This is a genomic window from Brevibacterium sp. 'Marine', from assembly GCF_012844365.1.
In the GTDB taxonomy this organism is placed as follows: Bacteria; Actinomycetota; Actinomycetes; order Actinomycetales; family Brevibacteriaceae; genus Brevibacterium.
In genome coordinates this window covers 1,019,240-1,046,050 of record NZ_CP051626.1, presented here as the reverse complement: position 1 = coordinate 1,046,050, position 26,811 = coordinate 1,019,240, and the positions used below count along the sequence as shown (strand labels likewise).

24 protein-coding genes are annotated in these 26,811 nt (G+C 66.0%); 12 read left to right on the top strand and 12 right to left on the bottom strand.

What is annotated here, in order from left to right; all coding sequences use genetic code 11:
- Nucleotides 1–92 precede the first annotated feature (92 nt).
- From HF684_RS04505 to HF684_RS04480, 6 genes are read left to right on the top strand one after another with little or no spacing between them, the layout of a single operon-like run.
- On the top strand, nucleotides 93–1,802 hold the full coding sequence (locus HF684_RS04505; protein ID WP_169251530.1) for a TIGR04028 family ABC transporter substrate-binding protein: 1,710 nt from the start codon (nucleotides 93–95) through the stop codon (nucleotides 1,800–1,802).
- Nucleotides 1,799–2,878, top strand: a complete 1,080-nt coding sequence (locus HF684_RS04500) for an ABC transporter permease (protein ID WP_169251529.1) — start codon at nucleotides 1,799–1,801, stop codon at nucleotides 2,876–2,878. The genes HF684_RS04505 and HF684_RS04500 overlap by 4 nt, the downstream gene beginning before the upstream one ends.
- A complete protein-coding gene (locus HF684_RS04495; RefSeq protein ID WP_169251528.1) occupies nucleotides 2,875–3,735 on the top strand; it encodes an ABC transporter permease in 861 nt (286 codons plus the stop codon). The genes HF684_RS04500 and HF684_RS04495 overlap by 4 nt, the downstream gene beginning before the upstream one ends.
- Nucleotides 3,732–5,426 carry an ABC transporter ATP-binding protein gene (locus HF684_RS04490; RefSeq protein WP_169251527.1) on the top strand — a complete coding sequence of 565 codons (1,695 nt, stop codon included), beginning with the start codon at nucleotides 3,732–3,734 and terminating at the stop codon, nucleotides 5,424–5,426. Before HF684_RS04495 ends, HF684_RS04490 begins: the two co-directional genes overlap by 4 nt.
- A 5-nt stretch (nucleotides 5,427–5,431) precedes the next feature.
- Complete coding sequence (locus HF684_RS04485) at nucleotides 5,432–6,499, top strand: putative FMN-dependent luciferase-like monooxygenase (protein ID WP_169251526.1); 1,068 nt, start codon at nucleotides 5,432–5,434, stop codon at nucleotides 6,497–6,499.
- Between the two features lies 1 nt (nucleotide 6,500).
- Complete coding sequence (locus HF684_RS04480; protein ID WP_169251525.1) at nucleotides 6,501–7,838, top strand: alkylhydroperoxidase domain protein; 1,338 nt, start codon at nucleotides 6,501–6,503, stop codon at nucleotides 7,836–7,838.
- Nucleotides 7,839–7,930: 92 nt separating this feature from the next.
- Here the strand turns inward: HF684_RS04480 and HF684_RS04475 are convergent, their stop codons facing one another.
- From HF684_RS04475 to HF684_RS04455, 5 genes are all read right to left on the bottom strand, one after another.
- The gene (locus HF684_RS04475) at nucleotides 7,931–8,350 is read right to left on the bottom strand and encodes a DUF779 domain-containing protein (protein WP_127363926.1); all 420 of its coding nucleotides are present in this window, start codon (nucleotides 8,348–8,350) and stop codon (nucleotides 7,931–7,933) included.
- The gene (gene adh, locus HF684_RS04470) at nucleotides 8,350–9,873 is read right to left on the bottom strand and encodes an aldehyde dehydrogenase (protein WP_169251524.1); all 1,524 of its coding nucleotides are present in this window, start codon (nucleotides 9,871–9,873) and stop codon (nucleotides 8,350–8,352) included. Before adh ends, HF684_RS04475 begins: the two co-directional genes overlap by 1 nt.
- 172 nt (nucleotides 9,874–10,045) lie before the next feature.
- Nucleotides 10,046–10,666, bottom strand: coding sequence for a M23 family metallopeptidase (locus HF684_RS04465; RefSeq protein WP_348981434.1), 621 nt, complete (start codon nucleotides 10,664–10,666; stop codon nucleotides 10,046–10,048).
- A complete protein-coding gene (locus HF684_RS04460) occupies nucleotides 10,657–11,100 on the bottom strand; it encodes a GNAT family protein (RefSeq protein ID WP_211168067.1) in 444 nt (147 codons plus the stop codon). Before HF684_RS04460 ends, HF684_RS04465 begins: the two co-directional genes overlap by 10 nt.
- Complete coding sequence (locus HF684_RS04455; protein ID WP_169251523.1) at nucleotides 11,097–11,324, bottom strand: hypothetical protein; 228 nt, start codon at nucleotides 11,322–11,324, stop codon at nucleotides 11,097–11,099. Before HF684_RS04455 ends, HF684_RS04460 begins: the two co-directional genes overlap by 4 nt.
- A 58-nt stretch (nucleotides 11,325–11,382) precedes the next feature.
- Here HF684_RS04455 and HF684_RS04450 point away from each other — a divergent pair, with 58 nt between their 5' ends.
- Nucleotides 11,383–11,607, top strand: a complete 225-nt coding sequence (locus HF684_RS04450; protein WP_169251522.1) for a hypothetical protein — start codon at nucleotides 11,383–11,385, stop codon at nucleotides 11,605–11,607.
- Nucleotides 11,608–11,624: 17 nt separating this feature from the next.
- Here the strand turns inward: HF684_RS04450 and HF684_RS04445 are convergent, their stop codons facing one another.
- Nucleotides 11,625–12,695: an AI-2E family transporter gene (locus tag HF684_RS04445; RefSeq protein ID WP_169251521.1), complete on the bottom strand. Its 1,071-nt coding sequence runs from the start codon at nucleotides 12,693–12,695 to the stop codon at nucleotides 11,625–11,627.
- 94 nt (nucleotides 12,696–12,789) lie between these two features.
- Here HF684_RS04445 and HF684_RS04440 point away from each other — a divergent pair, with 94 nt between their 5' ends.
- Both HF684_RS04440 and HF684_RS04435 read left to right on the top strand, forming a co-directional pair.
- Nucleotides 12,790–15,372, top strand: a complete 2,583-nt coding sequence (locus HF684_RS04440) for a M3 family metallopeptidase (protein WP_169251520.1) — start codon at nucleotides 12,790–12,792, stop codon at nucleotides 15,370–15,372.
- A 127-nt stretch (nucleotides 15,373–15,499) separates the two neighbouring features.
- Nucleotides 15,500–16,111, top strand: coding sequence for a queuosine precursor transporter (locus HF684_RS04435; RefSeq protein ID WP_169253760.1), 612 nt, complete (start codon nucleotides 15,500–15,502; stop codon nucleotides 16,109–16,111).
- Between the two features lie 209 nt (nucleotides 16,112–16,320).
- Here the strand turns inward: HF684_RS04435 and tgt are convergent, their stop codons facing one another.
- Nucleotides 16,321–17,577, bottom strand: a complete 1,257-nt coding sequence (gene tgt / locus HF684_RS04430; RefSeq protein WP_211168066.1) for a tRNA guanosine(34) transglycosylase Tgt — start codon at nucleotides 17,575–17,577, stop codon at nucleotides 16,321–16,323.
- A gap of 21 nt (nucleotides 17,578–17,598) precedes the next feature.
- On the opposite strand from tgt, the gene mmuM reads away from it, so the two are divergent.
- Entirely contained in the window at nucleotides 17,599–18,531 is a 933-nt protein-coding gene (gene mmuM / locus HF684_RS04425; RefSeq protein ID WP_169251519.1) for a homocysteine S-methyltransferase, read from the top strand.
- Nucleotides 18,532–18,555: 24 nt separating this feature from the next.
- On the opposite strand, the gene HF684_RS04420 is transcribed toward mmuM, so the two are convergent.
- Nucleotides 18,556–19,563: an isopenicillin N synthase family oxygenase gene (locus HF684_RS04420; RefSeq protein WP_169251518.1), complete on the bottom strand. Its 1,008-nt coding sequence runs from the start codon at nucleotides 19,561–19,563 to the stop codon at nucleotides 18,556–18,558.
- 105 nt (nucleotides 19,564–19,668) lie between these two features.
- Here HF684_RS04420 and HF684_RS04415 point away from each other — a divergent pair, with 105 nt between their 5' ends.
- Complete coding sequence (locus tag HF684_RS04415) at nucleotides 19,669–20,274, top strand: flavin reductase family protein (protein ID WP_025778780.1); 606 nt, start codon at nucleotides 19,669–19,671, stop codon at nucleotides 20,272–20,274.
- 19 nt (nucleotides 20,275–20,293) lie between these two features.
- Here the strand turns inward: HF684_RS04415 and HF684_RS04410 are convergent, their stop codons facing one another.
- Complete coding sequence (locus HF684_RS04410; protein ID WP_169253758.1) at nucleotides 20,294–21,700, bottom strand: FAD-linked oxidase C-terminal domain-containing protein; 1,407 nt, start codon at nucleotides 21,698–21,700, stop codon at nucleotides 20,294–20,296.
- A 2-nt stretch (nucleotides 21,701–21,702) separates the two neighbouring features.
- Complete coding sequence (locus tag HF684_RS04405) at nucleotides 21,703–22,764, bottom strand: aminotransferase class I/II-fold pyridoxal phosphate-dependent enzyme (protein ID WP_169251517.1); 1,062 nt, start codon at nucleotides 22,762–22,764, stop codon at nucleotides 21,703–21,705.
- A gap of 214 nt (nucleotides 22,765–22,978) precedes the next feature.
- On the opposite strand from HF684_RS04405, the gene HF684_RS04400 reads away from it, so the two are divergent.
- Nucleotides 22,979–24,454, top strand: coding sequence for a malate:quinone oxidoreductase (locus HF684_RS04400; protein ID WP_169251516.1), 1,476 nt, complete (start codon nucleotides 22,979–22,981; stop codon nucleotides 24,452–24,454).
- 101 nt (nucleotides 24,455–24,555) lie between these two features.
- Here HF684_RS04400 and HF684_RS04395 read toward each other — a convergent pair whose 3' ends face one another.
- Together HF684_RS04395 and HF684_RS04390 are read right to left on the bottom strand one after the other, a co-directional pair.
- Nucleotides 24,556–25,380, bottom strand: a complete 825-nt coding sequence (locus tag HF684_RS04395) for a bifunctional allantoicase/(S)-ureidoglycine aminohydrolase (protein WP_169251515.1) — start codon at nucleotides 25,378–25,380, stop codon at nucleotides 24,556–24,558.
- Nucleotides 25,381–25,414: 34 nt separating this feature from the next.
- Nucleotides 25,415–26,722 (bottom strand): aldolase/citrate lyase family protein, encoded by a 1,308-nt coding sequence (locus tag HF684_RS04390; RefSeq protein ID WP_169251514.1) that lies wholly within the window; start codon nucleotides 26,720–26,722, stop codon nucleotides 25,415–25,417.
- Between the last annotated feature and the right edge of the window lie 89 nt (nucleotides 26,723–26,811).

Below are 26,811 nucleotides of genomic sequence, written 5' to 3'. Positions count from 1 at the left end.
TGCCGTCAATGGCACCCGCAATGTCCGCAGATTGTTGAACTATCTCTCTCAGTTCCTCCTGTTCCACCCCTTTGACCCGAAGGACCTCTTCTATGACGGACCACCGTCTCTCCACCTCAGCGCGTCTGACTCAGCGACGCCTCGACCGCCGCTCGGTCCTCAGCCTCGGTCTCGGCTTCGGCGCTCTGCTCACCCTCAGCGCCTGCACACCGCGTGACTCCGGTTCGCTGGCCGAGGGCGAACCCGTCCGCGGCGGAGTGCTCACCTACTTCGAACCCCAGACCTGGACGCTGCTCTACCCGCCGTCGGTCGGCTTCTACCCCAACGGCGGGATCATGAACAACATCTCCGCCCGTCTGCTGTGGCAGGATCCGAAGACTCTCGAACTCCACCCGTGGCTGGCCACCGAACTGCCGGAGACGAACGCCGATGCCACGACCTACACGTTCACCATCCGCGAGGGTGTGACCTATTCGGACGGTTCGCCGCTGACGCCGGAGAATGTGGCGAAGAACTTCGATCTCTTCGGTCGCGGCGACGAATCGCGCACGCTGCCGGTGTCCGAGCAGATCTCGAACTACGAGCGCAGCGAAGTCCTCGACGAGAATCGGGTGCGGTTCCACTTCTCGGCCCCCTCCCCCGGTTTCGCGCAGGCGACGTCGACGATGAACGCGGGACTGCTCGCCGATTCGACCCTCGACCTCGATGCCGAGGGCTTCGGCCCGGGCGGCGCCACGCAGATCCACACCTGCGGCCCCTTCCACATCACTGCCGAGACGATCGGCACGAAGCTCTCCGTCCGTGCCCGCGAGGACTACGACTGGGCGCCCCCGCATCTGAAGCATCAGGGCCGGGCCCACCTCGACGGCATCGACTATCTGACGAACAACGAATACTCCGTGCGCATCGGGGCCGTGCTCTCCGGACAGGCCGACGGCGTCCGCGACGTCCAGGCCCCGGATGAGTCCCGTGTCACCGAGCAGGGTCTGCGCCTCTATGCGAAGGCGACGAACGGCATCAACAACAGCATCAATCTCCGGTTCCGCCACGACCTGCTGTCCGATATCGACGTTCGGCGAGCGCTCATCGCCGCCATCGATCGCCAGGAGATCGTCGACAAGCTCTTCACCCCGAACTACCCCTTGGCCACCGGCCTGCTGGCCAAGGGCGCCATGGGATATGTCGACCAGTCGGGATCCTGGGACTTCGACCCGGAGAAGGCGAACCGCCTCCTCGATCAGGCCGGGTGGAGTGAGCGCAACGGGCAGGGCTATCGCGTCAAGGATGGTCAGCCACTGGCGCTGACGGTGAATATCGCGCTGCCGCAGCCCCGGTCGAACGAGGTTCAGACCCTCATCCAACAGCATCTGCGCCGCGTGGGCGTGCGCCTGTCAATCAACCCCGGTGACCAATCGAAGCAGACTCTCGACGCCCTCGAACTCGACACCGTGCAGATCTACCACTCGATGGTGGCCCGCGCCGACTTCGACAATCTGCGCTCGAACTACTCCTCGATCAACCGCGACGTCTTCCTCAACGGAGTCGACCGCACCGACGCCGACGATGACTCGATCGATGCGAAGATCGACGAACTCCTCGAGACACTGGCTGCCGAACCGAACCAGGAGAAACGCCAACAGGCCGCCGAGGCGGTCCAGAACTACCTCGTCGACCAGGCCTATGTGCTGCCGTTCTTCGAAGAGCCGCAGGTCTTCGCCTTCCGCCGCCGCGTCCACGGCTTCGCCACCGAACCCGTGGGACGACCCGACTTCTACAGCACCTGGCTGGCAGGAGAGAAATGATCCTCGACACCCGTTACCTCATCCTGCGCCTGGGCCAAGCGGTCCTCGTGCTGCTGCTCGCGTTCACCGCGGCTTTCATCCTGCTCAGCCTCATCCCCGGAGACGGCGTCACTGCCCGCTTCGCCGATCCCGCCCTGGGTCTGTCTCCCGATCAGATCGCCGAGATCCGTGAGGCCACCGGAGCCGATGACTCCTGGTTCGGCCGATACCTCACCAGCCTCACCGGGTTCCTCACAGGCGACTTCGGCTACTCGGTCCAGACCGGTGCGGCCGTGTCGACGATCATCGCGGCGGCTCTGCCGTCGACCGTGGTTCTCGCGGCCTCCGGTTTCGTCACTGCCCTCGTCCTCGCCGTGGTCATCGCCGTCTTCGCGACCTTCGGTCCGTCCACCGGGCCGACGGCCAGGGTGCGCCGGGTCCTCGACTCGGTGCCCAGTCTCTTCATCTCCATCCCGGTGTTCTGGCTCGGAATCCTGCTCATCCAGGTCTTCTCCTTCCAACTCGGGGTCGTCTCCGTCGTCGATCCCGGCCCCGCCGAGGCGCTCGTGCTGCCGACCCTGACCGTGGCGGTTCCGCTCTCGGCCCCGATCGCCCAGGTGCTCATCCGCTCCATCACCGAGGTGCAGGCCTCCGGCTTCGTCAAGGTCACCACGGCCAAGGGCGCCTCCGAACTGTGGATCCTCGTCCACACCGTCGCCCGCAATGCGGTGCTGCCGGGGCTGACGATCATCGGCCTCGTCTTCGGCGAGCTCGTCGCCGGCGCCGTGGTCACCGAGACCGTGTTCGGCCGCAACGGCATCGGACTCATCACCGCTCAAGCGGTCACCCACCGGGACAATCCGATCCTGCTGGCCGTCGTGGTCATCGCCACCTTCGGCTACGTCATCATCAACCTCGCAGTCGACCTCCTCTACCCCGTCATCGACGTCCGGCTGCGCACGAAACGCAGCGCCGCCTCGGCGGGCAAGGCCCTGCGCAGCCACGACGAACCCACCCGTCGCGCCATGACGGCGACTGCGGCCAGCGTCGGCGTCGACCTCGATTGGGACGACGAGTCGAAGGAGAAGAACTCATGAGCATCGTCTTCACCCGCGGCCAGGTCACCGAGAACCGGCGCGCACGCGGCGGCCGGGCACGCGCCGCGCTCACCCCGGCCACCATCGTCTCCGCTCTGGTTCTGCTCATCGCGATCGCCTGGGCGCTGGTCCCCGGCCTCTTCACCCATTTCGACCCCAACGACGGCGGAGACACCCCCGCGCTGCTGGCCCCGAGCCTCGAGCATTGGTTCGGCACCGACCAGACCGGCCGCGACGCCTTCACCCGAGTCGTCTACGGCGCTTCCCAGTCCCTGTTGGCCGCGCTCGTGGCTGTCGGGGTCGGGCTGATCGTCGGCACCACGATCGGACTCATCGCCGGCACCCGGCGCGGACTCGTCGACGATGTGCTCATGCGGTCCATCGATGTGCTGCTGTCGATCCCCGCGATCCTGCTCAGCCTTTCGATCGTCGTGGTCCTCGGCTTCGGGACGATCAATGCGGCCATCGCCGTCGGCGTCACCGCCATCGCCCAGTTCGCACGTCTCGCCAGGTCACAGGCGGTGCAGATCAATACGAGCGATTTCGTGGCCGCGGCCTACGGGTCCGGCGCCACCTATCTGACCGTCCTGGTCCGCCATATCCTCCCGAATTCGATCTCTCCCGTGCTCTCGCTCGCGGTGCTGCAGGTCGGTTCGGCGATCCTCCAGATCTCCACTCTCGGGTTCCTCGGCTACGGCACTCCGCCGCCCACCCCGGAATGGGGGCTCATCATCGCCGAGGGCCGCAATTTCGTCGCCACCGCCTGGTGGCTGACAGTGCTGCCCGGCCTCGTGGTCATGGCCATCGTGCTCGCCACCCACCAGATCGGCAACACCCTGCGAAAGGTGACATCATGACCGACTCCTCACTGCTGCGCATCGACGGCCTGTCCGTCGACTACTCCCACCGAGGCGGCTCCGCGGCACCGGCCGTGAGCGAGCTCGATCTCGTGGTCCGTCCCGGTTCGATGACGGCCGTGGTCGGGGAATCCGGTTCGGGGAAGTCGACGACGGCGAACGCGGTCATCGGTCTCCTGCCCTCCTCGGCCAGGGTCGCGGCCGGGCGGATCCGCCTCGGCGAGGTTGATCTGCTCAGCCTGGGCACCTCCGGTTGGCGGGGTGTGCGCGGATCTCAGATCGGCTATGTCCCGCAGGATCCGGGGTCCTCGCTCAATCCCCTGCAGACGGTCGGCAAGTCCGTCGCCGAGGCGCTGCACATCCACCGTCGCGCGGGCCGCGCCGAGGCTCGCGCCCAGGTCGTCGAGCTGTTGGGCCGGGTCGGCATCGACCAGCCGGAGAAACGGGCCGACCAGTTCCCGCATGAGCTCTCCGGTGGGATGCGGCAGCGTGTGCTCATCGCCGCTGCCATCGCGCTGCGCCCGCGCCTGCTCATCGCCGACGAGCCCACCTCCGCCCTCGACGTGACGGTGCAGAAGCAGGTCCTCGACCTCCTCGACGAACTGCGCACCGAGACCGGGATGGGCATCCTCTTCATCACCCACGATCTCGCCGTCGCCGGCGAACGCGCCGACGAGGTCGTGGTCATGCAGGGCGGACGCATCGTCGAATCGGGGCCGGCCGGACGGGTCTTCTCCGACCCGGCCACCGATTACACCTCCCGCCTCATCGCCGATGCTCCCGCACTGCAGACGAAGGCACGAACTGCCCGCGCCGAGGCGACCACTCAGTCCGCAGACCCGTTCGTCTCCGTCGAATCGCTGACCCATGTCTTCGACCGTACGGATGATCGGATCACCGGCATCGAGGGTGTGGGTTTCACGGTGGCGCGCGGGACCACGCACGGTCTCGTCGGCGAGTCCGGCTCGGGCAAGACCACCACGGGCAAGGCGCTGACCGGGTTCCTCACCCCGCAGTCCGGGCATGTGCGCATCGGTGACTTCGACGCCGCGGAGCTCGGGCGCGGTCGTCCCTCGCGGCAGCGGCTGCGGGAGTTCCGGCGCACCGTCCAACTCGTGCATCAGAACCCGTTCTCCGCTCTCGATCCCAAACATTCGATCCGGTCGACCCTGACCGAGCCTCTGCGCAACTTCCGCCTCGGCGATCGTGCGTCCCGGCCCAGGCGTGTCTCCGAGGCGATGGATCGGGTGGCGCTGCCGAATGAGTTCCTCGACAGGCGTCCCGCCGAACTCTCCGGCGGGCAGCTGCAGCGAGTGGCGATCGCCCGCGCTCTCATCGTCGAACCCGAGCTCGTCGTCTTCGACGAGGCGGTCTCGGCTCTCGACGTTTCGGTGCAGGCGCAGATCCTCACTCTGCTCGATGAGCTGCAGCAGGAGCTCGGTCTCACCTATGTCTTCATCACCCATGATCTCGCCGTCGTGCGTCAGATCGCTGATACGGTGTCCGTGATGTCGCATGGGCGCCTCGTCGACGATGGCGCGACCGAAGAGATCTTCACTCGCCCGCGGTCTGCCTATACCCGCACTCTGCTCGAGGCGATCCCCCGTCCCGCGACGCTGTCGGCCGCAGCAGCGCCTGCGAATGATCGACCCGCGACCCCGACCCTGCTCACCGCAGCAGCAGAAAGCTGAGAACCATGACCCCTCACCCCACCGACCCTCAGGCCACCGACACTCAGGTGACCGGACCGAAGCTCGGCTTCTTCACCCGCCTGCTCGAGGACGCTCCGGCCGTAGACCGCTATCGCTTCGCGCTCGAACAGATCGAGACAGCTGAGGACTTCGGCTTCCATTCCGCCTGGGTCGCCCAGCATCACTTCTCCGCAGCAGAGGGCGGACTGCCGTCCCCGCTCGTCTTCCTCTCCCACGCCGCCGCCCGCACCCGCCGGATCAGCTTGGGCACCGCGATCATCACCCTGCCGATGGAGAATGCCGTGCGGGTGGCCGAAGACGCCGCCGTCCTCGACGAACTCTCCGCCGGTCGCCTCGAGATCGGTCTGGGTTCGGGCGGGAACCCGAAGTCGTTCCCGGCCTTCGGAACGAGCTTCGATGAGCGTCGGGAGGTCTTCGCCGACAACCTCGCGACCCTGCGCACACTGTTCTCAGGTGACCGGCTTCCCACCGATCACGGTCTCTACCCTGCCCCCGATGGGCAACGTCCGAACCTGGAGCGGCGCCTGTGGCAGGCGACGTTCTCCGCCGACGGGGCCGGTGCGGCCGGCGCTGCCGGTGACGGACTCATGCTCTCGCGGACACAGCCGCGCCCCCAGGACGATCCGGCGGCACGCCTCGACGAGGTGCAGCTGCCGGTCATCGACACCTATCTCTCGCAGCTGCCGGACGGAGCCGAACCGCGCATCCTCGCCTCTCGTACCGCCGTGGTCGCCGATGCTGAGGATCTGCCCCGGCTGCGCGAAGTCACCGAACCGGCGCTGCGGGCCGAGGCCGACCGACTCGTCGGCTATGACACGTCGTCACTGACCCTCGACGAGCTCCTCATCGCCACCGACACCTACCTCGGCACGCCCGAGCAGGTGAGCCAACGTCTGCAGCATGACCGCGTCCTCGACCGGGCCACGGACGTCAGCTTCCAGGTGCACTCGGTGCCGGCGACGAACGAGACCGCCCTGCGGTCGATCGAACTGCTCGCCACCGAGGTGGCCCCGGCCCTCGGGTTCTCCGTGACCAAGGAGCGGGTGCACTGAGATGGCCGATATCATCAACCTCCTCGCCGGAATCGCGGCGAATGATCCGCTCGATGAGCTGCGTGATCACCGGGCGCAGGCGAAGGAGAACGCCCAGCTGAGTTTCGAAGCTCTGCTCGAGCCCGAGGATCCGCGCGGTGTGTCTTACCGGGAGCGTTATGCCGTGGCCGCGTTCACCGCCGGACTGCTCGGTTCGGACCGTGCCGAGGAGTTCTACCGTGACCTGCTTCGGGACGAAGATGAAGCCGCGTCGTGGGCGGTCGCGGAACTCCTCGACGAGGCGGTGCTCGCACTCGATTCGCGCGCCGAGGTGCGCGGACCCTACGGGATCGTCGATTCCGCGGCACTGTCGGCGGAGAATGTGCCCGGTCCGTGGTTCACCGCCGACACACAGTCACGCCAGACGTTGGGAGCCCGGCTCATCTCGGGGCTCGAGTTTGCTCATCTCCTTGCGCTCCATCCGCGCGATGCCAGGCCGGCGCACCTCGCCCTGCTGCTGGAATCCGGATGGGACGAGGACGGCATCGTCACCCTGGCTCAGCTCGTGTCGTTCCTCAACTTTCAGATCCGCATCAGCACCGGGCTGGCCGCACTCGCGCTTGCGCCGATCGCAGCCGGTGCCCCTGTCCCGGATTCCCTGTCGCGGGACACCGGCGGGGCAGGCAACGCCGTGGTCAACGAGGACGAGGCGGCCGCCTCGGCGAGGGAATCTGGTGCCCTGACCGCCGTCGGGGATCGAGTGAACACGTACCCGGATCTGGCACGGCCCACACTGTTCCAGCAGTCGGGTCTCGGCTGGGTGCCGTGGATCGCGCCCGTCGCCGAGGCGGAGCTCACGGAGACGCAGCGTGACTCGCTCATCGAGGCCGGGCGGGCGAAGAACCCGTACTTCCGACTGCTCGCCCGCGATCCTGCAGCCCTGCGCGCGCGGACGCTGACGGACCTCGACATCTTCTTCAACACCACCGACGGTCTCGGGCGAGCCGAACGCGAACTCGCGGCGACTGCGGCGTCACGGCTCAACGGGTGCCTGTTCTGCGCGTCGATCCATTCCGATCGAGCCACCGAGGAATCCGGGCGTCGGGAACTCGTCCAGCGCCTCCTCGACGAGGGAATCGGCACGAAGAGCCGCCTCGGTGATCAGGTGTGGGACGCCGTGGTCGATGCCTCGGTCGCGCTGACGCTGACCCCGCAGGCTTTCGGTGCCCGGCACGTCGAGCAGCTGCGTGCGGCGGGTCTGGGAGACGGCGACATCATCGACGCCCTGAACTGTGCCGCCTTCTTCAACTGGGCGAACCGTCTGATGCTCTCCCTCGGCGAGCCGGAGCAGCTGAAGTAGGCCTCGCCGAAAAACGGGCTGAGTGTCGAAAAACGCATGTGCGCGCGCGTTTCTCGGCACTCAGCCCGTTTTTCAGTGGGAAGGTGCAGACCTCAGCCGACGTCCATGAGCGTCGAGCGGATGATGAAGCGGTTTCCCGTCGGTGATTCGACGCTGAAGCCGCTGCCGCGGCCCGGCACCACATCGATCGTCAGATGCGTGTGCTTCCAGTACTCGAACTGCTCCGTCGACATCCAGAAGTCCAGTCCTGCTTTCTCCGCATCGTCGATGGGCAGGTCGAAGTGGCCGAGCAGCACATCGGCTTCCGAGGTGAGGAAGTCGCCTTCGGGGAAGCACATGGGCGACGAGCCGTCACAGCAGCCGCCGGACTGGTGGAACATGAGCTGTCCGTGTTTGTCGACGAGGCCGGCGAGCAGGTCGATGGCGGCCTGAGTCATCGCCACCCGCGATTTCTCTTCGCCCTCGATCGTCGGTGTCGATTCGAGGGCGGCTGTTTCGGTGGTGTCACTCATCAGAAGAATCCTTGTGCATTTTCGGAGTAGCTGACCAGCAGGTTCTTCGTCTGCTGGTAGTGGTCGAGCATCATCTTGTGGTTCTCTCGTCCGATGCCCGAGGACTTGTATCCGCCGAACGCGGCGTGGGCCGGGTAGGCGTGGTAGTTGTTCACCCAGACGCGGCCGGCCTGGATGTCGCGTCCGGCTCGGTAGGCGGTGTTTCCGGTGCGGGCCCAGACGCCGGCTCCGAGGCCGTAGAGGGTGTCATTGGCGGTGGCGATCGCGTCGTCGTAGTCGGAGAACGAGGTCAGGGCCACGACGGGTCCGAAGATCTCCTCCTGGAAGATGCGCATCTTGTTCGTGCCCTTGAAGATCGTCGGCTGGATGTAGAAGCCGCCGGCGAGGTCACCGTCGAGTTCGGCTTTGTCGCCGCCGATGAGCACCTCGGCGCCTTCATCCTTGCCGATCTTCAGATAGGACATGATCTTCTCGAACTGGTCGTTCGAGGCCTGTGCGCCGACTTGGGTGTCGGTGTCGAGTGGGTTGCCCTGCTTGATGGAGCGGACGCGTTCGACTCCGGCGGCGACGAAGTCGTCGAAGATCGAGTTCTGGACGAGTGCACGCGAGGGGCAGGTGCAGACCTCGCCCTGGTTGAGGGCGAACATCGCGAAGCCTTCGAGCGCCTTGTCTCTGAAGCTGTCGTCGGCGGCCATGACGTCGTCGAAGAAGATGTTCGGTGACTTGCCGCCGAGCTCCAGGGTGACCGGGATGATGTTCTGCGAGGCGTACTGCATGATCAGGCGACCGGTCGTCGTCTCTCCGGTGAAGGCGACCTTGCGAATGCGTTTGTTCGATGCCAGCGGCTTGCCGGCTTCGACACCGAACCCGTTGATGATGTTGAGGACGCCGGGAGGCAGCAGGTCGCCGATGAGTTCGGCGAGGACGAGGATCGACGCCGGGGTCTGCTCGGCAGGTTTGAGGACGACGCAGTTGCCGGCGGCGAGCGCCGGTGCGAGCTTCCATGTGGCCATGAGCAGGGGGAAGTTCCAGGGAATGATCTGTCCGACCACGCCGAGGGGCTCGTGGAAGTGGTAGGCGACGGTGTCGTCGTCGATCTGTGAGATGCCGCCTTCCTGCGCCCGGATGGCCGAGGCGAAGTAGCGGAAGTGGTCGACGGCCAGCGGGAGGTCTGCGGCCAGCGGTTCGCGGATGCCCTTGCCGTTGTCCCAGGTTTCGGCGACGGCGAGCATCTCGAGGTTGGATTCGATGCGATCGGCGATCTTGAGCAGGATGTTCGCACGTTCGGCGACCGAGGTCTTGCCCCAGGCCGGTGCCGCGGCCCATGCTGCATCGAGTGCGGTCTCGACATCGTCGGCTGTGGAGCTGGGGATCTCGGTGAAGGCCTGCCCGGTGACGGGGGTGATGTTCTCGAAGTAGTTGCCGTCCTTCGGCGGCACCCACTCTCCTCCGATGTAGTTCTCATAACGGGGCTTGAACGTGACGAGCGCGCCGTCGGTACCGGGTGCTGAGTAGACTGCCATGACACTCCTTCGTGTGAGTCCATCCACCCCGTCTCTCATGCCGTTTCGCACGCTGCGCCGGGCTTTCGTGGCCGACGCGGAGCAGATGTGTCCGTGTCCTCTCACCCTAAGCCGGAACCGAGGTGCGGACAATAGTTCGTCATTGCTTCGTGATCGAGTTCGGAGAGTCCGCTCACGCTTCGACAATGGTGCCATTGGTGGGCAGCGTATCTTCGAATCGAATCGGTACAGCGTCTGCACGGGAGATGTCCATACTGCTGATCGCCTGGACATGCAGATGAGGTTCGGTGCTGTTGCCGGAATTCCCGCAGCGCCCGAGCCTCTGGCCGATCCGGACAGTCTGTCCGACCTGAACTTCGACACTCCCCTGTTGGAGGTGGCAGAGGGCAACAACAGTGACATCACTTCGGATCATCACGTGGTTCCCGGCGAGTGCGGGCCATCCGGCATCGACCCGTCTGCGTTGAGTCATCGCATAGCCGAGCGAAGGCAGACCCCGGTAGGCCGGGTGATCTGCCGCGGAGTCGTGGATTGCCACAACAGTGCCTCTGATAGGTGCGAGTACGTCGCGGCCGAAACCTATGAACTTCTCTGGCTGTTCCGGACGAAACAGCGACTCGAGTCCGAATGCGGCCGACCGCCCGGAGCCATCGACCGGCACGAAATCGATCGCGTACGAACTCGCGAACCGCGTGGTCCCGTGGCTCGGCACACGATCCCCTGGACTGTTCTGGACCAGCCAACGACCAGTGAAAGGGTAGGCGAGCACAAAAGGTTCAGCTGTCATTTCCATCGTCGCCGCATTCCCCATTCGGAAGAAGAAGCTGTGAAGTCGATTGCGTCGCAGAGTCTGCCGCCGATTGTCTGGTGCTCCACGAACAACTGACCGCGGAGATATCCCGCACGTCCAGCCGTGCGAAGAGACGGAACGTTCCAGGGTTCGATATACAGATCGATGCGCTGGATCTGAGGAATCGACAGACCGAAATCCGTCAACGCGATAAGGGCGTCTGTTGAGAACCCACGGCCTTCTGCGTGGCGGCCCTGCTGCCGACGGACCCAAGAACTGGCTTCCGCCTTGTCGGCAGTGCCAAGCAGCGAACCGGTCAACGGCACAGAGGGGTCGGTCGACAGGCTTCGTGCCATTTCGACGTCATGTTGGTCAGCCGGGCGCTGCTGAATCGCCCCGTGGGCTGGAAGAATCTGTGCCCGATTCGGCAGTGTCATCCCACCGACTTCACCATGATCAGGCACGGCGTATCCGCTCCCCACAGGTCGGTCTCCTCCAGCGGCAGGAAGCCCATCTTCTCGTAGAAGTGACGGGTCCGCGCATAGTTCGGGTCTGCCTTCGACGGTCCGAGGGTCTTCACCTCGAGCAGCTTCGTTCCCCGGGCCCGCGCTTCCTCGGTGATGGCCTCGTCGCGCTGAGCGCTCCAGCCCGCTTCAGTCATGGGCTCCACCCTAGACTCCGCATCGATGCTCCGGTACCCCGTTGCTAGACTCAGCCCCATGAGCGAGCCCGAATCCCCCGTCCTCCGACTGATCCCGTACCTCGCGGCGATCTCTGCAGCAATCTTCGCGGGACTGGCCATGGCAGGAACCGGAGAGAGCAACCTGCTTGTCACTCTGGTCGCGGCAGGAGCCGGGTACTTCGGTGCCTATTTCATCGTCAAGCTCATCATCCACGCCATCGTCACTCGAATCGATTCCGGCGGCCACAACGACCAGAGCTGACGTTCTCTCCGCCGCCCCTACTTCTTCGCCTGCGCGGGCACGACGACCTTGCGGATGATGATGAGCGCCGAGGCGGCCACCGGCACCGCGACCACCGCACCGAGCACGCCGCCCAAGGTCCCACCGGCGATCGCGGCGATGATCACCAAGGCACCGGGCACGTCGACCGCTGCCTTCATGATCCGCGGGCTGAGCAGATACGCCTCGACCTGCATGTACACGAGATAGTAGATGCCGGCCGTGATGCCCAGCCCGGGCGAGACCATCAGACAGGACGCAGTGATGATGATCGCGCCGGTGATCGGTCCCACCAGGGGAATGAGCGAGGCGAGGAACGCCACGAACGCCAAAAGCGCCGGCAACGGGGCACCGATGATGGTGAGGAAGATCGCCGAGCACACACCGTTGACGACTCCCAAGGACACCTGACCGAGGACGTAGCGTCCGATGGAACGGGTGACCTCCTCGGTGACGGATTCGACCGTCGGCCGCGATGAGGCCGCGACCAAGGAGAACATTGCGGATTTGATCGTCGGCATGGACACGGCGAAGTAGATGGTGAGGATGACGACGATGATCACACCGGTGAGGAAGCTGAGGATTCCCGCCCCGATGGACACGACGCCGCCGCCGAGGGAGAGCACATTCTTCGGATCCGAAGCCCAGTCCGAGATGTTGGCGAACACCGCATCGATGTCGATCGCGCCGGTGAACTGCTCCTCGAGCTCGGTGACCCATCCGGTCGTGGCGAGGTTCGCCACGATTCCGGGCAGATCCGCGATGAACGTCTGGATCTGACTGATCACGGCCGGAGCGATGAGCAGCGCAACGCCGACGACGATGAGGATGAAGGCCACGACGACGATGAGCACCGACAGCGACCGCGGCACCTTGCGATCGACGAGCCACTGCACGATCGGTTCGAGCCCGAGGGCGAGGAACAGCGCCAGACCGATGTAGATGATCACTGTCGCCACGGACTGCAGCGCCGTCATCACCAGGATCGCCAGCCCCACGCCCAAGGCTCCGGTGAAACCGAGCCGGAACGCGCTGTTGAGTGTGAGGGACTTGCCCTGCCCAGTGCCCATGGAAACCAGTGTAACCAGCGATCATGCACTGGTCGGTCGACTCACGTTAGGATCGGAGCGAACCCTCAACCGCTAAGAAAGTGAATCGTCGAGAATGAACGCAGATCCGAACGGCATCGATGTCTGGGAAGCGTTCCTCGACCCGCAGACCGACTATTCGCTGCCCGACTTCTCCGCGGTCACCGCACAGACGCTGCTGACCGCGGTTCACACGGCCACCGATTTCGCCCGCGCCGAGGTGGCTGCCATCGTCGCCGACGACGCCGAGTCCACGTTCTTCTCCACCACGGTGAGATTCGAATCCGCGTCCGTGCCGATGACCCGCATCGCCTCCGTGGCGGCAGCCATCGAGTCGAATCATCTCCGTCCCGAACTCACCGACGCCATCTCCGAGATCTGGGAGCTCCTGTCGGCCGCCCAGACCGAGATCCTGCTCAACGTGGACCTCTTCCACCGCATCGAACAGGTCTCGGTCGCCGACCTCAACCCCGAGGACAAGCGTCAGCAGGAACTGACCATCGATCTCTTCGTGCGTGCGGGAGCCCGCCTCGGCGAAGAGGAACGAGAGCAGATGGCCACGATCGCGGCCGAGCTGACCACGCTGGAGAACTCCTTCTCCCGCGCTCTGCAGCTCGATACGCGCGAGTTGGCCGTCCACCTCAGCGAGGCCGATTCCCTGGCCGGGATGAACGACGATCAGATTGCGGCAGCGGCGAATCGCGCCGCCGAGCGCGGCGTCGACGGCTACCTGCTGCCGCTGAACAACTTCACCCAGCAGGGTGTGCTCGAATCCCTGAACACAGCGCAGACGCGCCGGCACGTGCTGAACAATTCGATGGCGCGCGGTTCCCGCGGCGGCGACGGCGACACCCGCACCCAGGTCGCCGACACCACGGCGCTGCGTGCGCTCAAGGCGCATCTGCTCGGATACCCCTCTTACTCGTCCTTCGCCGTCGACAATCAGACCGCGGGCAATCCCGATGCCGCTGCCGATATCGTCTCCTCTCTCATCAATCCGGCGAACGCCCAACTCGATGAGGAGCTGGCACAGGTCAAGACCCGCTACGGCCTCGAGACGGTCGCAGCAGAAGACGTCAAGTACTACCTTGCGAAGTTCCGCGCCGACGAGTTCGGCATCGACCCCGACGAGGTGGCCAAGTACTTCGAGTTCGACGCGGTCCTGACCGAGGGCGTCTTCCGAGCCGCCACCGGCCTGTACGGCATCACCTTCGCCCCCTACGACGGTGTGACTGCCTGGCATGAGGACGTCCGCGTCTACGAGGTCACCGACGTCACCGAACGTCCCTTGGGGCTCGTGCTCATCGACCCCTACTCGAGGGACACCAAGCGCGGCGGAGCCTGGATGGACCAGCTGGTTCCTGCCTCCCGACTGACCGGGCTGCTGCCGGTCGTCACTCTCTCGCTCAACCTCGCCAAGCCGGGCCCCGGACGCCCGACTCTGCTCAATCCGACCGAGCTGACGACGTTGTTCCACGAATTCGGTCATGTCCTCCACGGGCTGTTCGCGAACTCGACCTACCCGTCGACGGCAGGCACTGCGGTTCCGCGCGACTATGTCGAGTTCCCGTCCCAGCTCAATGAGATGTGGCGCTTCCACCCGCAGGTCCTCCCCCACTTCGCCAAGCACGTCGACACGGGTGAGCCGATGCCGCCCGAACTCGTCGACGCCCTCATCGCCTCAGAGAAGTTCGGGCAGGGCTTCGACACCATCGAATACCTGGCCGCTGCCATGCTCGACCTGTCCTGGCATTCGCTTGAGGCGGGTGAACACATTACCGATGTGCTGTCCTTCGAATCCGAGGTGCTCGCCGCGGCCGGGTTCTCCCCGCTCGTTCCGCCCCGTTACCGGTCGACGTACTTCGGACACATCTTCGCCTCCGGCTATGCGGCCGGCTACTACTCCTACCTCTACTCCGAGGTCATCGCCGCCTGGGTGAGCGAATGGTTCGAGGCCCAGGGCGGGCTCAACCGGGAAGCCGGTGAGGCCTTCCGCGCGGCCATCCTCGCGCCCGGCTATTCGGTCGACCCGATGGCCGCGATCGAACGCTTCTTCGGCACTCGCCCGGATGTCGCCCCGCTGCTGCGTCGTCGCGGTCTCGCCGAACCCGTCACCGAGGCGGACGACGAGGGCGAGGAGGCCACGACCGAGGCCGAGTCCGGAGCCGCCTCGGCGAGGTGGGACCACCCCAACCACGAGGCGGTCGCCGCCGATCTCACGGCTGCGGGCATCGATCCGCGCATCGAGATCTTCGACGGCTCGACGCCGACGGCAGCGGCAGCGGCCGAGGCCCTGGGCACCGAGGTCGGGGCGATCGCGAACAGCCTCATCTTCTCCTCCGGCGGCTCCCCCGTGCTCATCATGGCCTCGGGCGCCCACCGGGTCGACACCGCCCATGTCGCCGAACTCATCGGCGTCGACTCCCTCGACCGGGCGTCGAAGGAACTCGTCCGTGAGGCCACGGGGCAGGTCATCGGCGGGGTCGCTCCCTGCGGTCATCCGGGCCCGATCCCCACGTATGTCGATGTGTCGCTGAAGGACTATCCTGTTCTCTGGGCCGGCGCGGGGACACCGAATTCGATGGTGCCCCTGACGTATGAGCAGCTGCTCACGGTCACCGGAGGAAAGGAAATCACCGTTGTCGCAGAAGAGTCCTGAGTCTGGGCGTTCCGAGTCTGAGTCTGGGCAGCCGGGTCGCACCCCCGATCCGGCGCACACCACCTCGGCTGCACGTTTCGCAGCTTTCGCTTCCTCTCGGGGCCGCTACTATGCGGTCTTCCTCGCCGTGTTCTGCGCGGTGCTCATCATCTCGAACATCTCGGCCACGAAGGTCATCGGCTTCGGACCCGTAGTCACCGACGGCGGCGCATTCCTCTTCCCCATCGCCTACATCCTCGGCGATGTGATCAGCGAGGTCTACGGCTTCAAAGCCGCTCGCAAGGCTGTGATCACCGGTTTCGGCCTGCAGATCCTGGCCACCTTCGTCTTCTGGCTCGTGCTCATCTCGCCTCCTGGGCCCGGCTACGAGAACCAGGACGCCTTCGCGGCGGTGCTCGGCTTCTACCCGCGCATCGTCGCGGCCTCCCTCGTCGGCTACTTCGTCGGCCAGCTGCTCAACTCCTGGGTGCTCGTGGCGGTGAAGAAGCGCATGGGCGAGTCGAAGCTGTGGGTGCGTCTGCTCACGTCGACCGGTGTCGGCGAGTTCGTCGACACGCTGCTGTTCTGCGTCATCGCCTTCGCCGGAGTCATCCCGGGACTCGACTTCCTCAACTACATCGTCGTCGGCTTCGTCTACAAGGTCGCCGTCGAGATCATCTTCCTGCCTGTGACCTACCGCGTCATCAAGCTCGTCAAACGCCACGAACCCAGCTACGAACTCGACTCCGCCAGGGCTTAGGCGAACCGGACGCCCAGCGCGGCTGGCACCGGACGCAGCGTGGTCGGCCAGGTACGAACGGTGGTCTGCGGCAAGTGTCATCGAGTTTCGTCCTCGGCCGTCATCGACTTCTGATCAGGTCATCGAGATAAAACTCGATGTGCTGATCAGAAGTCGATGACCGACCGGAACGGACCGGCGGACGATCGCCGCCACCACCGGGTCCGCGCCTACTTCTTCGCGTAGTACCGGCCGAGGACGTCCGCCTCGAACTCTGAGAAGCGGCCGTCGACCATCGACTGCCGGATCTCGTCGACGAGCGAGACGACGAAGTGCTCGTTGTGGATGGTGCACAGGGTGGAGAAGAGCATCTCCTTCGCCTTGTACAGGTGCCGCAGGTAGGCCCGCGAGTAGTTCCGGCACGTGTAGCACGAGCAGTCGGGGTCGAGCGGGCCGAAGTCGCGGCGGTACTTCGCGCCGGTGAGGTTGTACCGGCCGTCGCGGGTGTAGATCGCGGCATTGCGGGCCACGCGGGAGGGTGAGACGCAGTCGAAGGTGTCCGCGCCGGTCTTGATCGCCTCGAACAGGTCGTCGGGTTCGGAGATGCCCAGCAGGTGCCGCGGCTTGTTCTCCGGCAGCTCCTCACACACCCAGCGGATGATGATGCCGAGGTTCTCCTTCTCCAGCGCCCCGCCGATGCCGTAGCCGTCGAAGTCCATGGCGCCCAGGTCGCGGGCGGCCTTGCGCCGCAGGTCTTCGTACTGCGCACCCTGCAGCACACCGAACAGCGCCTGGTACGGCCGGTGCGACCGCTCCTCGGTGAGGCGGAAGTGCTCCTCGATGCAGCGGATCGCCCACAGTCGGGTCCGCTCCAGCGACTCCTCCTGGTAGCCGCGGGTGTTGACCAGCGTGGTCAGCTCGTCGAAGGCGAACATGATGTCCGCGCCGAGTTCGTGCTGCACGCGCATCGAGATCTCAGGGGTGAAACGGTGCATCGACCCGTCGAGATGGGACTTGAACGTCACCCCGTCGTCGTCGACGTTCGACAGCCGCTCCTTGCCGACGGCGACGAGGTCGTCGTTCTGCTCCCCCGTCGACTCCATCGAGATGACCTTCTTGAACCCCGAGCCGAGGCTCATCACCTGGAATCCGCCGGAGTCGGTGAAGGTCGGTCCCGGCCAGTTCATGAACTTCCCCAGCCCGCCGGCCTCGTCGATGAGGTCCGAGCCCGGCTGCAGGTAGAGGTGGTAGGCGTTCGAGAGCACCGCCTGGCCGCCGAGTTCGGCGACCTCGTCGGGGCGCACCGCCTTGACCGTGGCCTTCGTGCCGACCGGGATGAATGCGGGGGTCCGGATGTCGCCGTGCGGGGTGCGGATGACTCCGGTGCGTCCGCCCGTGTCCAGGCGGGTGCCCACCTCGAAGCCGAACTGTGATCGGTCGTTGATGGGCGCGGTCTCGGATGCTGCCGGGGATTGGTCTGTAGTCACCAGACAAGCTTAACTAAGTCCATGACGTTCACCCAGATGCTCACCTGCGCAGAGGCCGCCCCCATCGTCATCGACGGCGGGCTGGGCAGTGCCGCCGAGGATCGCGGCATCGACCTCGACCATGCGCTGTGGTCGGCCGAGCTCATCCGCCGTGAGCCCGACATTCTGCTCGCTGTCCACACCGCCTTCGCCGACGCCGGGGCCCGAATACTGACGACCGCGAGTTACCAGGCGACCCCGCTCGGATTCGCCGAGGCGGGAATCAGCGCCGAGGAGGGCAGCCGGATCATCGGTGAGAGCGTCCGGATCGCGCGCAGTGCGGCACCGGATTCACATGTCCTCGTCGCCGGTTCCGTCGGCCCGTATGGTGCAGCACTCGGCGACGGCGCCGAGTACTCCGGGGACTACCATCTGAGCTTTGAGGAGTACACCGCCTTCCATCGTCCGCGCATCGATGCCCTCGCCGAGGCGGGAGCGGACCTGCTCGCCGTCGAAACCCAACCGCGCCTCGACGAGATCGCAGCGATCATCGACCTGGTCGAGGAGACCGGTCTTCCCGCGTGGGTGACCGTGACCCTACAGACCGGCACGCACACGACCGCAGACGCGAAGATCCCGACCCTGCCCGACGGCAGCAGTCTGGCGGACCTCGCCGAGGCGGTGACCGCCTCAGCGAGCGTGAAGGCGGTCGGGGTCAACTGTGTGCGTCCGTCCCTCGTCACACCCGCACTCGAGGCGCTCTCGCAGCACACCGACCTGCCGCTCATCGCATACCCGAACTCGGGCGAGACATACGACGCAGACGCTATGGCATGGCGCAGCCACGGTGCGGAAGCCGGAGTCGGGTCGTGGCCGGTGGAGACCTGGACCCGCCTCGGCGCGCGGATCACCGGCGGCTGCTGCCGCGTCCGGCCCGAGGACATCGCGGAGCTGTCTGACCGGAATCGCCGCTGAACGATCGGTCCCGCCCCCGACCTCTCAGACCTGAGCGTTCACGAACTCCGGGTAGTACTTCTCGGCGACGTTCGGGTGGGAACGCAACCGGGAGGCGAACGCGTTCTCTCCGTACACGGCGTGCAGGGCATCGCGTTCGTCTTGAGTGACACCGCGAGCCTCGCCGGCGAGTTCGGCCGGCAGCTCCACTTCGGGCAGGCGGGCGCTCAGTGCCGGGTTGAAGAAGAACGGGATGTAGATGCGGTCCTGACCGGGCCCGGTCGGCAGGACCCGGTGGACGGTGGCCTTGAGGTAGCCGTTCGTGGCGACTTCGAGGAGTTTGCCGATGTTGACGACGAAGGTGTTCTCGATCGGATCCGCATCGATCCAGCCGTCGTCGGTGAGCACCTGCAGACCGGTGGTGCTCGGCTGCGGGTAGAGCAGGGTGAGGGTGCCGCCGTCGCGGTGCTCGCCCACGCCCTGGGTGACGGACTCGGATTCGGCTTCGGGATAGCGGACGATCTTGATGAAGGATTCGGCATCCTCGGCGAACGCGGACGCGAAGTGGTCGCCGGGCTGGCCGAGGCTGAGCGCCCACTGTTCGAGGAGGCGAGCTCCGACTTCGCTCAGACGGGCATGCCAGGATTCGGTGGCCTCCCGCAGCTCGGGCAGCGATTCCGGGTACTGGTTGGGTCCGGTGAGGTGGTCGAAGTCGTGGACGGGTTCGGCCACGGGTGCGCGTTCGGGGCCGATGTCGATCTGCTCCCGCCAGTCGACGCGTCCCTGGGTGCGTTCACCGCCGGTGCGGGTGTAGCCCCGGAAGTGGGGAGAGTTCGTGTTCTCGATCGCGAGCTTCTCGTCCTCGGGCAGAGCGAAGAAGCGGCCGGCGACATCGATGATGCGGCTGAATTCGGCGTCGGGGATGCCGTGGCCGGTGAGGTAGAAGAAGCCGATCTCGTGAGTGATGCGACGCAGATCCTCGCGGAACTGCTCGGCGGTCGCGGGGTCACCGGCCAGGCTGAGGTCGAGGACGGGGAGCTGGGTGAGGGTCATGTCACAGACGATAGGCACGTCCGCCGTCGTCGCAGCGGCATTCCGTCATCGTGCGCAACACTCAGTCACAGTGCGCTCTCCCGGAACTACTGCTTGAATGGTCGGGTGACCCACTTCTATCGCCCGTCCGAGGGCCACCGCCTGCCGCACGACCCCTTCAACGCCATCGTCGCACCGCGACCCATCGGCTGGATCGGCACAGTCGATGCCGAGGGCCGCCGCAATCTCGCGCCCTATTCGTTCTTCAATGCGCTGAACTACTCTCCACCGCTCGTGGGCTTCTCCAGCAACGCGTGGAAGGACACCGTTGCCAACTGCCGAGAGACCGGGGAGTTCACCTGGAACCTCGTCACTCGGACCCTCGCCGAGGCGATGAACGCCTCGTCGACCACCGCGGAGGTCGACGAGTTCTCCGCCGCAGACGTCGAGGCGGCCGAGTCCGTGGAGATCTCTGCGCCACGTGTGGCAGCCTCACCGGCGACCTTCGAATGCCGAGTCACTCAGATCATCGACCTGCGCACCGCGGACGGGGAGAGCTCCGGCTCGTGGTTCACCGTGGGTGAAGTGGTGGGGGTCCATCTCGACGAATCCCTGCTCACCGACGGGATCGTCGACACAGCCGCCGCCGAGCCGGTGCTGCGCGGCGGCGGACCGACCGCATACTTCGGGATCAGCTCGGATCAGCGCTTCGATATGCGCCGACCGGGCTGAGTTCGATCACCCGAGGAGCTCAGCCGAGCATCTTACCCGGGTTGAGGATCCCCAAAGGATCGACCGTGGACTTGATCGACGACTGCAGCATCTGAGCGCCGGCATCGAGTTCGCGCACCAGCCAGTCCTTCTTCAGATACCCGACCCCGTGCTCGCCCGTGATCGTCCCACCCAGATCGAGACCCAGCTGCATGATCTCCGCGAACGTCTCCTTCGCTTCGGCCACGCTCGCCGGATCGTGAGCATCGAAGAGCACACTCGGATGCATGTTCCCATCCCCGGCATGACCGGCCGTGGACACCTCCACCGAGTGCGCGGCCGCGATCTCGTCCAACCTGGCGAAGAACTCGCCGAGGCGGGACCGAGGAACGCACACATCATCGATGAGCTCTCCCCCACCAAGCCCCGACACGTACTTCTCCATCGCCGGAGACACCGCACGCCGGGCCGCCACCAGCATCTCCGAATCCGCCGGATCATCGGAGAAGAACACCTCATCGGCACCCTGCGCCCTGGCGATCGCCTCGAACGATTCCAGCTCGGTCACACCAGCCTGCCCCGGAGCATCCGACTGCACCAACAACAGCGCACCGGCCCCGTCGGGCAGCCCGAAATCACCATAGGCATTGATCATGCCCACGGTGCCTCCGTCCATGAGCTCGAGCATCGACGGGGCCGCCCCGGACGCCATGTACGCAGACACCGTATGCCCGGCCGACTCCAGATCCGGGAAGATCCCGACTCCCGTCACCGGCGGAGCCAACAGAGGTCTGAGCCCGAGGGTGATCTCGACGATGACTCCCAGAGTCCCCTCGGACCCGACGAACAGACCCGCCAGATCGAGACCGGCCACACCCTTCGCCGTCTGCCGACCCAACCGGGTCACTGTCCCATCGGCGAGGACCACGGTCAGTCCCCGCACATAGTCTCGCGTCACCCCGTACTTCACACAGCACATGCCGCCGGCGTTCGTCGCGACGTTCCCGCCGATCGTGGAGATCGCCACCGACCCCGGATCCGGCGGATACGACAGACCGTGCTCGGCCAGAGCCGATTTGAGATCTTGGTTGATGACACCGGGCTGGACACGGCACGTCTGGTTCACCTCGTCGATGTCGACGATCGCGTTCAGCTTCGCGACGTTGAGCAGGATCGCCCCATCGGTGGCGTTCGCCGCCCCCGACAAACCCGTCCTGGAACCCTGAGTGACCACCGGGATCCGATGCGCGGTGGCAAACCGCATCACCGCGACCACATCATCGACGTCGGCAGCACGAACGAGCGCCGAGGCGGTCCCCACCGGACAGAACAGGGCCTTGTCCGCCGAATAGGAGTCGATGACATCCCGATCGGTGACCAGGGCGCCTTCGCTCAGTTCGGCCGCAAGTCCGTCCAGGTCAGTGCCCACCGTCGTCTCCGCACTCATCGTCACAGCGACGCAGCGACCTTGAGCACGCGCTCGAGCGCCTCGTCGGGGCCGATGCTCACACGCACGCCGCCCTGCAGGCGACGCACGGCCACGGCCTGCTTGGCACACGCGCCTTCGAAGGCGACGGCCGCCTCGGGGTCGAGCGCGATCCACACATAGTTGCCCTGGGCATCGGGCACGGACAGACCCAGCTCCCGCAGATCGTGCGCGAACCGGTCGCGCACCGCGGCGATCTCCTTGGCACGCACGGCCACCTCGTCGACCCGGGACAGCGATTCCCGGGCCGCGGCCTGGGCGCCGGCGGTGACGGAGAACGGAGCGATGACCTGTCGCATCGCCGAGGCGATCTCGACGTCGGCGATGCCGTAGCCCACACGCAGACCCGCCAGGCCGTGCGCCTTCGAGAAAGTGCGGGCGAGCACGAGATTCGGGTGCCGCTTCCGCGCGGCCAGACCGTCAACCGCCTCGGTGGCGAATTCGAGGTACGCCTCGTCGAGGACGACGATGACGGACTCGGGCACCTCGGCGAGGAATCCGTCGAGTTCGGCGTCCGTGATCGTCGGACCGGTCGGATTGTTCGGCGAGCACAGCAGCACGAGGCGGGTGGTGTCGTCGATCGCCGCAGCCAGGCCGGTGAAGTCGTGGCGACCGTCTGCCAGGAGATCGACGGGGCGCTTCTGGGCACCTCGCGCCGAGGCGAGGATCGGGTACATCTCGAACGACGGCCACGGATAGACCACGGAGGTGCCCGCCTCGAGGGTGATGTTCGTCAGCGCCGTGAGGACCTCGGAGGCACCGGCGCCGGGGACCACCTCGGCGGGTTCGACATCGAGGTGGGAGGCGATGTCGGCCACGAGCGCGGCCGCGGTGGGATCGGGGTAGTTCCCCGGAGTCGCCGAGGCGGTCGCCACCGATTCGACGATGCCCGGCAGCGGCGGCAGGTGATTTTCGTTCGAGGACAGTTTGAACGGGGTCAGGCCCGGGGATGCGACGGGAGGCTTGCCGGGAACATAGGGAGGGAATTCGGCGAGCGCGTCACGGAGCAGGAAGCGTTTGGACATGTGCCCATATTTGCACACCTTGTGGCGAGCAACACAGACTGTCTTGCCAAAGCGTCCGAATGGTCGGATTCGGACGGCTGGGGCGGACACTCATCCGCTGTGAGAATGCTCTCGCCACGCGCAGTTGCCACTGCCCGGGTTACAGGAGTGCTGATGCCGGAGAGTACCCTGAGAGACGAATACACGTAGTCAGAGACGAGGAATGAGAGTCCAAATGCCCTCACCGCAGGAAAAAGTCGACGTCGTCTTGATCGGCGGCGGCATCATGAGCGCCACTCTGGGCGCCATGCTGACCGAACTTCAGCCCGACTGGGACATCCGTGTCTACGAGAAGCTCGACTATGTGGCCACCGAGAGCTCGGATCCCTGGAACAATGCCGGCACCGGCCACGCCGCACTCTGCGAACTCAACTACACTCCCGAGGACTCCAATGGTCAGATCGACCTGGAGAAGGCCTCGAACATCAACCAGCAGTTCCACCACTCGCGCCAGTACTGGTCGCACCTCGTCGACACCGGTGTCATCACCGACCCGAAGTCGTTCATCAACCCCATCGCCCACGTCAGCTACGGCCGCGGCGACAAGGGCCGTGACTACATCAAGAACCGCTACGAGACGATGGTGCGCAACCCGCTGTTCGCGGACATGGAGTACACCGACGACCCGGCGACTCAGGCCGACTGGCTGCCGCTGATGTTCGAGGGCCGCGGACCGGGACAGGTCAACGGCATCTCGCGGATCAAGAAGGGCACTGACGTCGACTTCGGCTCTCTGTCGACTCAGCTGCTCAGCTACATCGCCGACAAGGGCGCGACCGTGCGCACCAGCCACCAGGTCACCGATCTGCAGCGCTCCTCCGACGGATGGACTCTCACCGTCAAGGACCTGCTCTCGCACGAGACCCACCAGGTGGGCGCGAAGTTCGTCTTCGTCGGTGCCGGCGGCGGCGCGCTGCCGCTGCTGCAGAAGTCCGGCATCCCCGAGGGACGCGGCTACGGCGGCTTCCCGGTCTCGGGAATCTTCCTGCGCACCGGCAATGAGGATCTCGTCGCCCGCCACCAGGCGAAGGTCTACGGCCAGGCGGCGCAGGGCGCTCCCCCGATGTCCGTGCCGCACCTCGACACCCGCGTCGTCGACGGCAAGGACTACCTGATGTTCGGCCCCTACGCCGGCTTCTCGCCGAAGTTCCTCAAGAAGGGCCGTTTCACCGACCTGCCGTTCTCCGTGCGCGGGAACAACCTCGCTACGATGCTCAACGTCGCCAAGGACAACACGGATCTCGTCACCTACCTCCTCGGCGAGCTGGCTGCGACGAAGAAGGCGCGCTTCGAGGCGATGAATCAGTTCATCCCGAACATCGACCCATCCGACTGGGAGTTCATCCAGGCCGGTCAGCGCGTGCAGGTGATGAAGAAGGATCCGAAGAAGGGCGGTGTGCTCCAGTTCGGCACCGAGCTCATCTCATCGGCCGACGGTTCGATCGCCGCTCTCCTCGGCGCCTCGCCGGGTGCCTCGACGGCGGTCCCGATCATGATCGAACTGCTCAAGACCTGCTTCCCGCGTGAGTACGCGGGCTGGGAGAAGAGCTTCAAGAACATGATCCCTTCGCTGGGCCGCGACCTCGTCGACGACGAGACGCTGCTCAAGGAGGTCTCCGAGTACACCTCGCGGACGCTGCAGCTCATCTGACGCAGAGCGTCATCTGACACAGCGCAGACGAGAGAAGCGGCCTGCCGGAATCACTTCCGGCAGGCCGCTTCTTGTGTCAGGCTAGGTCCCTCAGCAGGGCCTCAGAGCTCGACTTGGCGGTTGACGTCCTTGTAGAGCAGGTAGCGGAAGCGTCCGGGACCGCCGGCATAGCAGGCCTGCGGGCAGAAGGCGCGCATGGAGATGAAGTCACCCTCCTGCACCTCGACCCAGTCGCCGTTGAGACGGTAGACGGCCTTGCCCTCGAGCACGTAGAGGCCGTGCTCCATCTCGTGCGTCTCCGCGAACGGGATGACCGCTCCGGCCTCGAACGTGACGATGTTGACGTGCATGTCATAGGCGAGATCGTCCGGGTCGAGCGGACGGGTCGTGCGCCAGCGTCCGTCGGTGCCGGGCATCGGCGAAGGCTCGACATCGGCTTCGTTGCCGAACTTCGCCTCCGGGGTCAGCCCGGCCACGGGCTGGTAGCGTTTGCGCACCCAATGGAAGCGGGCCGCCTCGGTGCCGGTGGACTTCGCCGACCACGTCGATCCGGCGGGCAGGAACGCGAACCCTCCCGGGGTCAGCGTATGCGCGGTGCCCTCATGAGTGACCTCGAGTGTTCCCGCCATGACGAAGAGGAACCCCTCGACCTCGGGCTGCGGTTCCGGCTTCTCGGAGCCGCCGCCGGGGGCGACTTCGAGGATCGTCTGCGAGAACGTCACCGCTCCCCCGGCCACGGGCTTGCTCAGCACCCACGACCGGGTCCCGGTCCATTCGGGCAGATTCGAGGTGACGATGTCGCGCAGCACTCCGCGCGGGATGACCGTATAGGCCTCGGTGACGAGAGCACGGTCGGTGAGCAGATCTGACTGCGGCGGGTGTCCGCCGGTCGGGGCCCAGTAGGTGTACGGGTCGGTCGTCGTCATGGGCAGGGTCTCCTTCGGTCGGTGGTCAGTGGGCTCAGTCGAGCGAGCCGGTGCGGGCGAGCTGCCCGAGCTGGGCGAGGCTGAGGTTCGTCCGCGAGGTCACGAACTCCTCGGTGTGAGCTCCGCAGACGAGCCCCCGGTCGAGGTAGCGGGCGAGCGCCTTCGCGGTGGCGGGTTCGTCGAGGACCGTCGAATCCGCCTTGAACACATAGTCGTGCAGGCGCTGCGCCGCCCTGGCCCCGCCTTCGCGGTAGAAGGCGAAGGTCGCCAGGAACCGGGTCGGCAGCTGGTGCGGGTGCAGGTCCCAGCCCTGGTAGATCCCCCGCTTGAGGTGGCGGCGGACGAGGCCGGCGTGCAGCGCCCAACCGTGGTGGACCTCTGCGGGCTCGCCGAGCGGGAGGATGTTCGTCGACCCGTCGGAGAGGTGGACTCCGGTGCCGGCGACGGCGAGCATCATCTGGTTCTTCGCGAAGTCCGCAACCGGATGGTCCATCGCCTGGTAGGCCGCGGCCACGCCCAGCGACGCCGAATAGTCATAGGTTCCGTAGTGCAGCGAGGTCACGCGCCCGGCCCCGGCCTGCAGTGCCGTCGCCAGGGGCACGGTGCCGTCGGCGGCGAGGACGATCTGCGGGGTCTCGACCTGGATCTCGAAGGTGATCGTCCCCTCGCCGAGGCGGTGCTCGGTTTCCAGCGCACGCGCGGCGAGCACCATCGCCCTCACCTGGTCGACGGTGCTGACCTTCGGGAGGGTGAGCACGAGGTTGTCCGGCAGACTGCCGCCTGCCTTGATGAGCTCGGTCAGGAACAGGTCGAGGGTGCGCAGACCGCGTTCCCGGGTGGCCTTCTCCATGCATTTGAATCGGATGCCGACGAAGCCGGGGGCTCCTTTCTCGGTGCGCCCGGCCACCGCATCGCGGGCGGCCTGGACGACCCACCGGTCCTCGGTCTCATCGCCCTGGTCGCCGAAACCGTCTTCGAAGTCCAGGCGCAGGTCCTCGATCGGCTCATGTTCGAGTTTCGCGGTGACCGCCTCGGCGAGGAGTTCGGCCTCTCTGGCCACCTGATGGATGCTGGCCACCTGACCGGGGATCGCGGGCCCGGATTCCTTCCGGGCGGCGGTGATGACGCGTTCGGCCAGCTGCAGCATTCCGCCGTGGGCCTCGACGCACTCGAGCGCCTGCTGACCCCACTGGTACGGCAGGTCCGCACTCGTGCGGTGTCCGGGCACGTACACGGTGTGCACGGGCTGTCGGACGTCACGATCTCCCGGATACGCGGTCGCCAGAAGCTCGTCCGTGTCCCCCAGCAGTGAGTCGATATCGGCCAGTGTTGATCGTTCCACTTTCACATTCTCTTTCTCTGCACGGGGTTCGACGGCGAGGCGGCAATGCCCGGCCCGGCCTCATTGTCTCTCATTCTCCGCCCCCAGGC

Bases quoted from the DNA above. Each gene is read 5' to 3' on its own strand.
- HF684_RS04450 (WP_169251522.1), top strand. From the start codon at position 11,383: ATGAGCGAGCCCGAATCCCCCGTCCTCCGACTGATCCCGTACCTCGCG.
- HF684_RS04500 (WP_169251529.1), top strand. From the start codon at position 1,799: ATGATCCTCGACACCCGTTACCTCATCCTGCGCCTGGGCCAAGCGGTC.
- HF684_RS04465 (WP_348981434.1), bottom strand. From the start codon at position 10,666: ATGGAAATGACAGCTGAACCTTTTGTGCTCGCCTACCCTTTCACTGGT.
- HF684_RS04395 (WP_169251515.1), bottom strand. From the start codon at position 25,380: ATGACGACGACCGACCCGTACACCTACTGGGCCCCGACCGGCGGACAC.
- HF684_RS04410 (WP_169253758.1), bottom strand. From the start codon at position 21,700: ATGAGTGCGGAGACGACGGTGGGCACTGACCTGGACGGACTTGCGGCC.
- HF684_RS04495 (WP_169251528.1), top strand. From the start codon at position 2,875: ATGAGCATCGTCTTCACCCGCGGCCAGGTCACCGAGAACCGGCGCGCA.
- HF684_RS04485 (WP_169251526.1), top strand. From the start codon at position 5,432: ATGACCCCTCACCCCACCGACCCTCAGGCCACCGACACTCAGGTGACC.
- HF684_RS04420 (WP_169251518.1), bottom strand. From the start codon at position 19,563: ATGACCCTCACCCAGCTCCCCGTCCTCGACCTCAGCCTGGCCGGTGAC.
- HF684_RS04445 (WP_169251521.1), bottom strand. From the start codon at position 12,695: ATGGGCACTGGGCAGGGCAAGTCCCTCACACTCAACAGCGCGTTCCGG.
- HF684_RS04480 (WP_169251525.1), top strand. From the start codon at position 6,501: ATGGCCGATATCATCAACCTCCTCGCCGGAATCGCGGCGAATGATCCG.
- HF684_RS04475 (WP_127363926.1), bottom strand. From the start codon at position 8,350: ATGAGTGACACCACCGAAACAGCCGCCCTCGAATCGACACCGACGATC.
- HF684_RS04505 (WP_169251530.1), top strand. From the start codon at position 93: ATGACGGACCACCGTCTCTCCACCTCAGCGCGTCTGACTCAGCGACGC.
- HF684_RS04455 (WP_169251523.1), bottom strand. From the start codon at position 11,324: ATGACTGAAGCGGGCTGGAGCGCTCAGCGCGACGAGGCCATCACCGAG.
- HF684_RS04405 (WP_169251517.1), bottom strand. From the start codon at position 22,764: ATGTCCAAACGCTTCCTGCTCCGTGACGCGCTCGCCGAATTCCCTCCC.
- adh (WP_169251524.1), bottom strand. From the start codon at position 9,873: ATGGCAGTCTACTCAGCACCCGGTACCGACGGCGCGCTCGTCACGTTC.
- mmuM (WP_169251519.1), top strand. From the start codon at position 17,599: ATGACGTTCACCCAGATGCTCACCTGCGCAGAGGCCGCCCCCATCGTC.
- HF684_RS04400 (WP_169251516.1), top strand. From the start codon at position 22,979: ATGCCCTCACCGCAGGAAAAAGTCGACGTCGTCTTGATCGGCGGCGGC.
- HF684_RS04460 (WP_211168067.1), bottom strand. From the start codon at position 11,100: ATGACACTGCCGAATCGGGCACAGATTCTTCCAGCCCACGGGGCGATT.
- HF684_RS04440 (WP_169251520.1), top strand. From the start codon at position 12,790: ATGAACGCAGATCCGAACGGCATCGATGTCTGGGAAGCGTTCCTCGAC.
- HF684_RS04490 (WP_169251527.1), top strand. From the start codon at position 3,732: ATGACCGACTCCTCACTGCTGCGCATCGACGGCCTGTCCGTCGACTAC.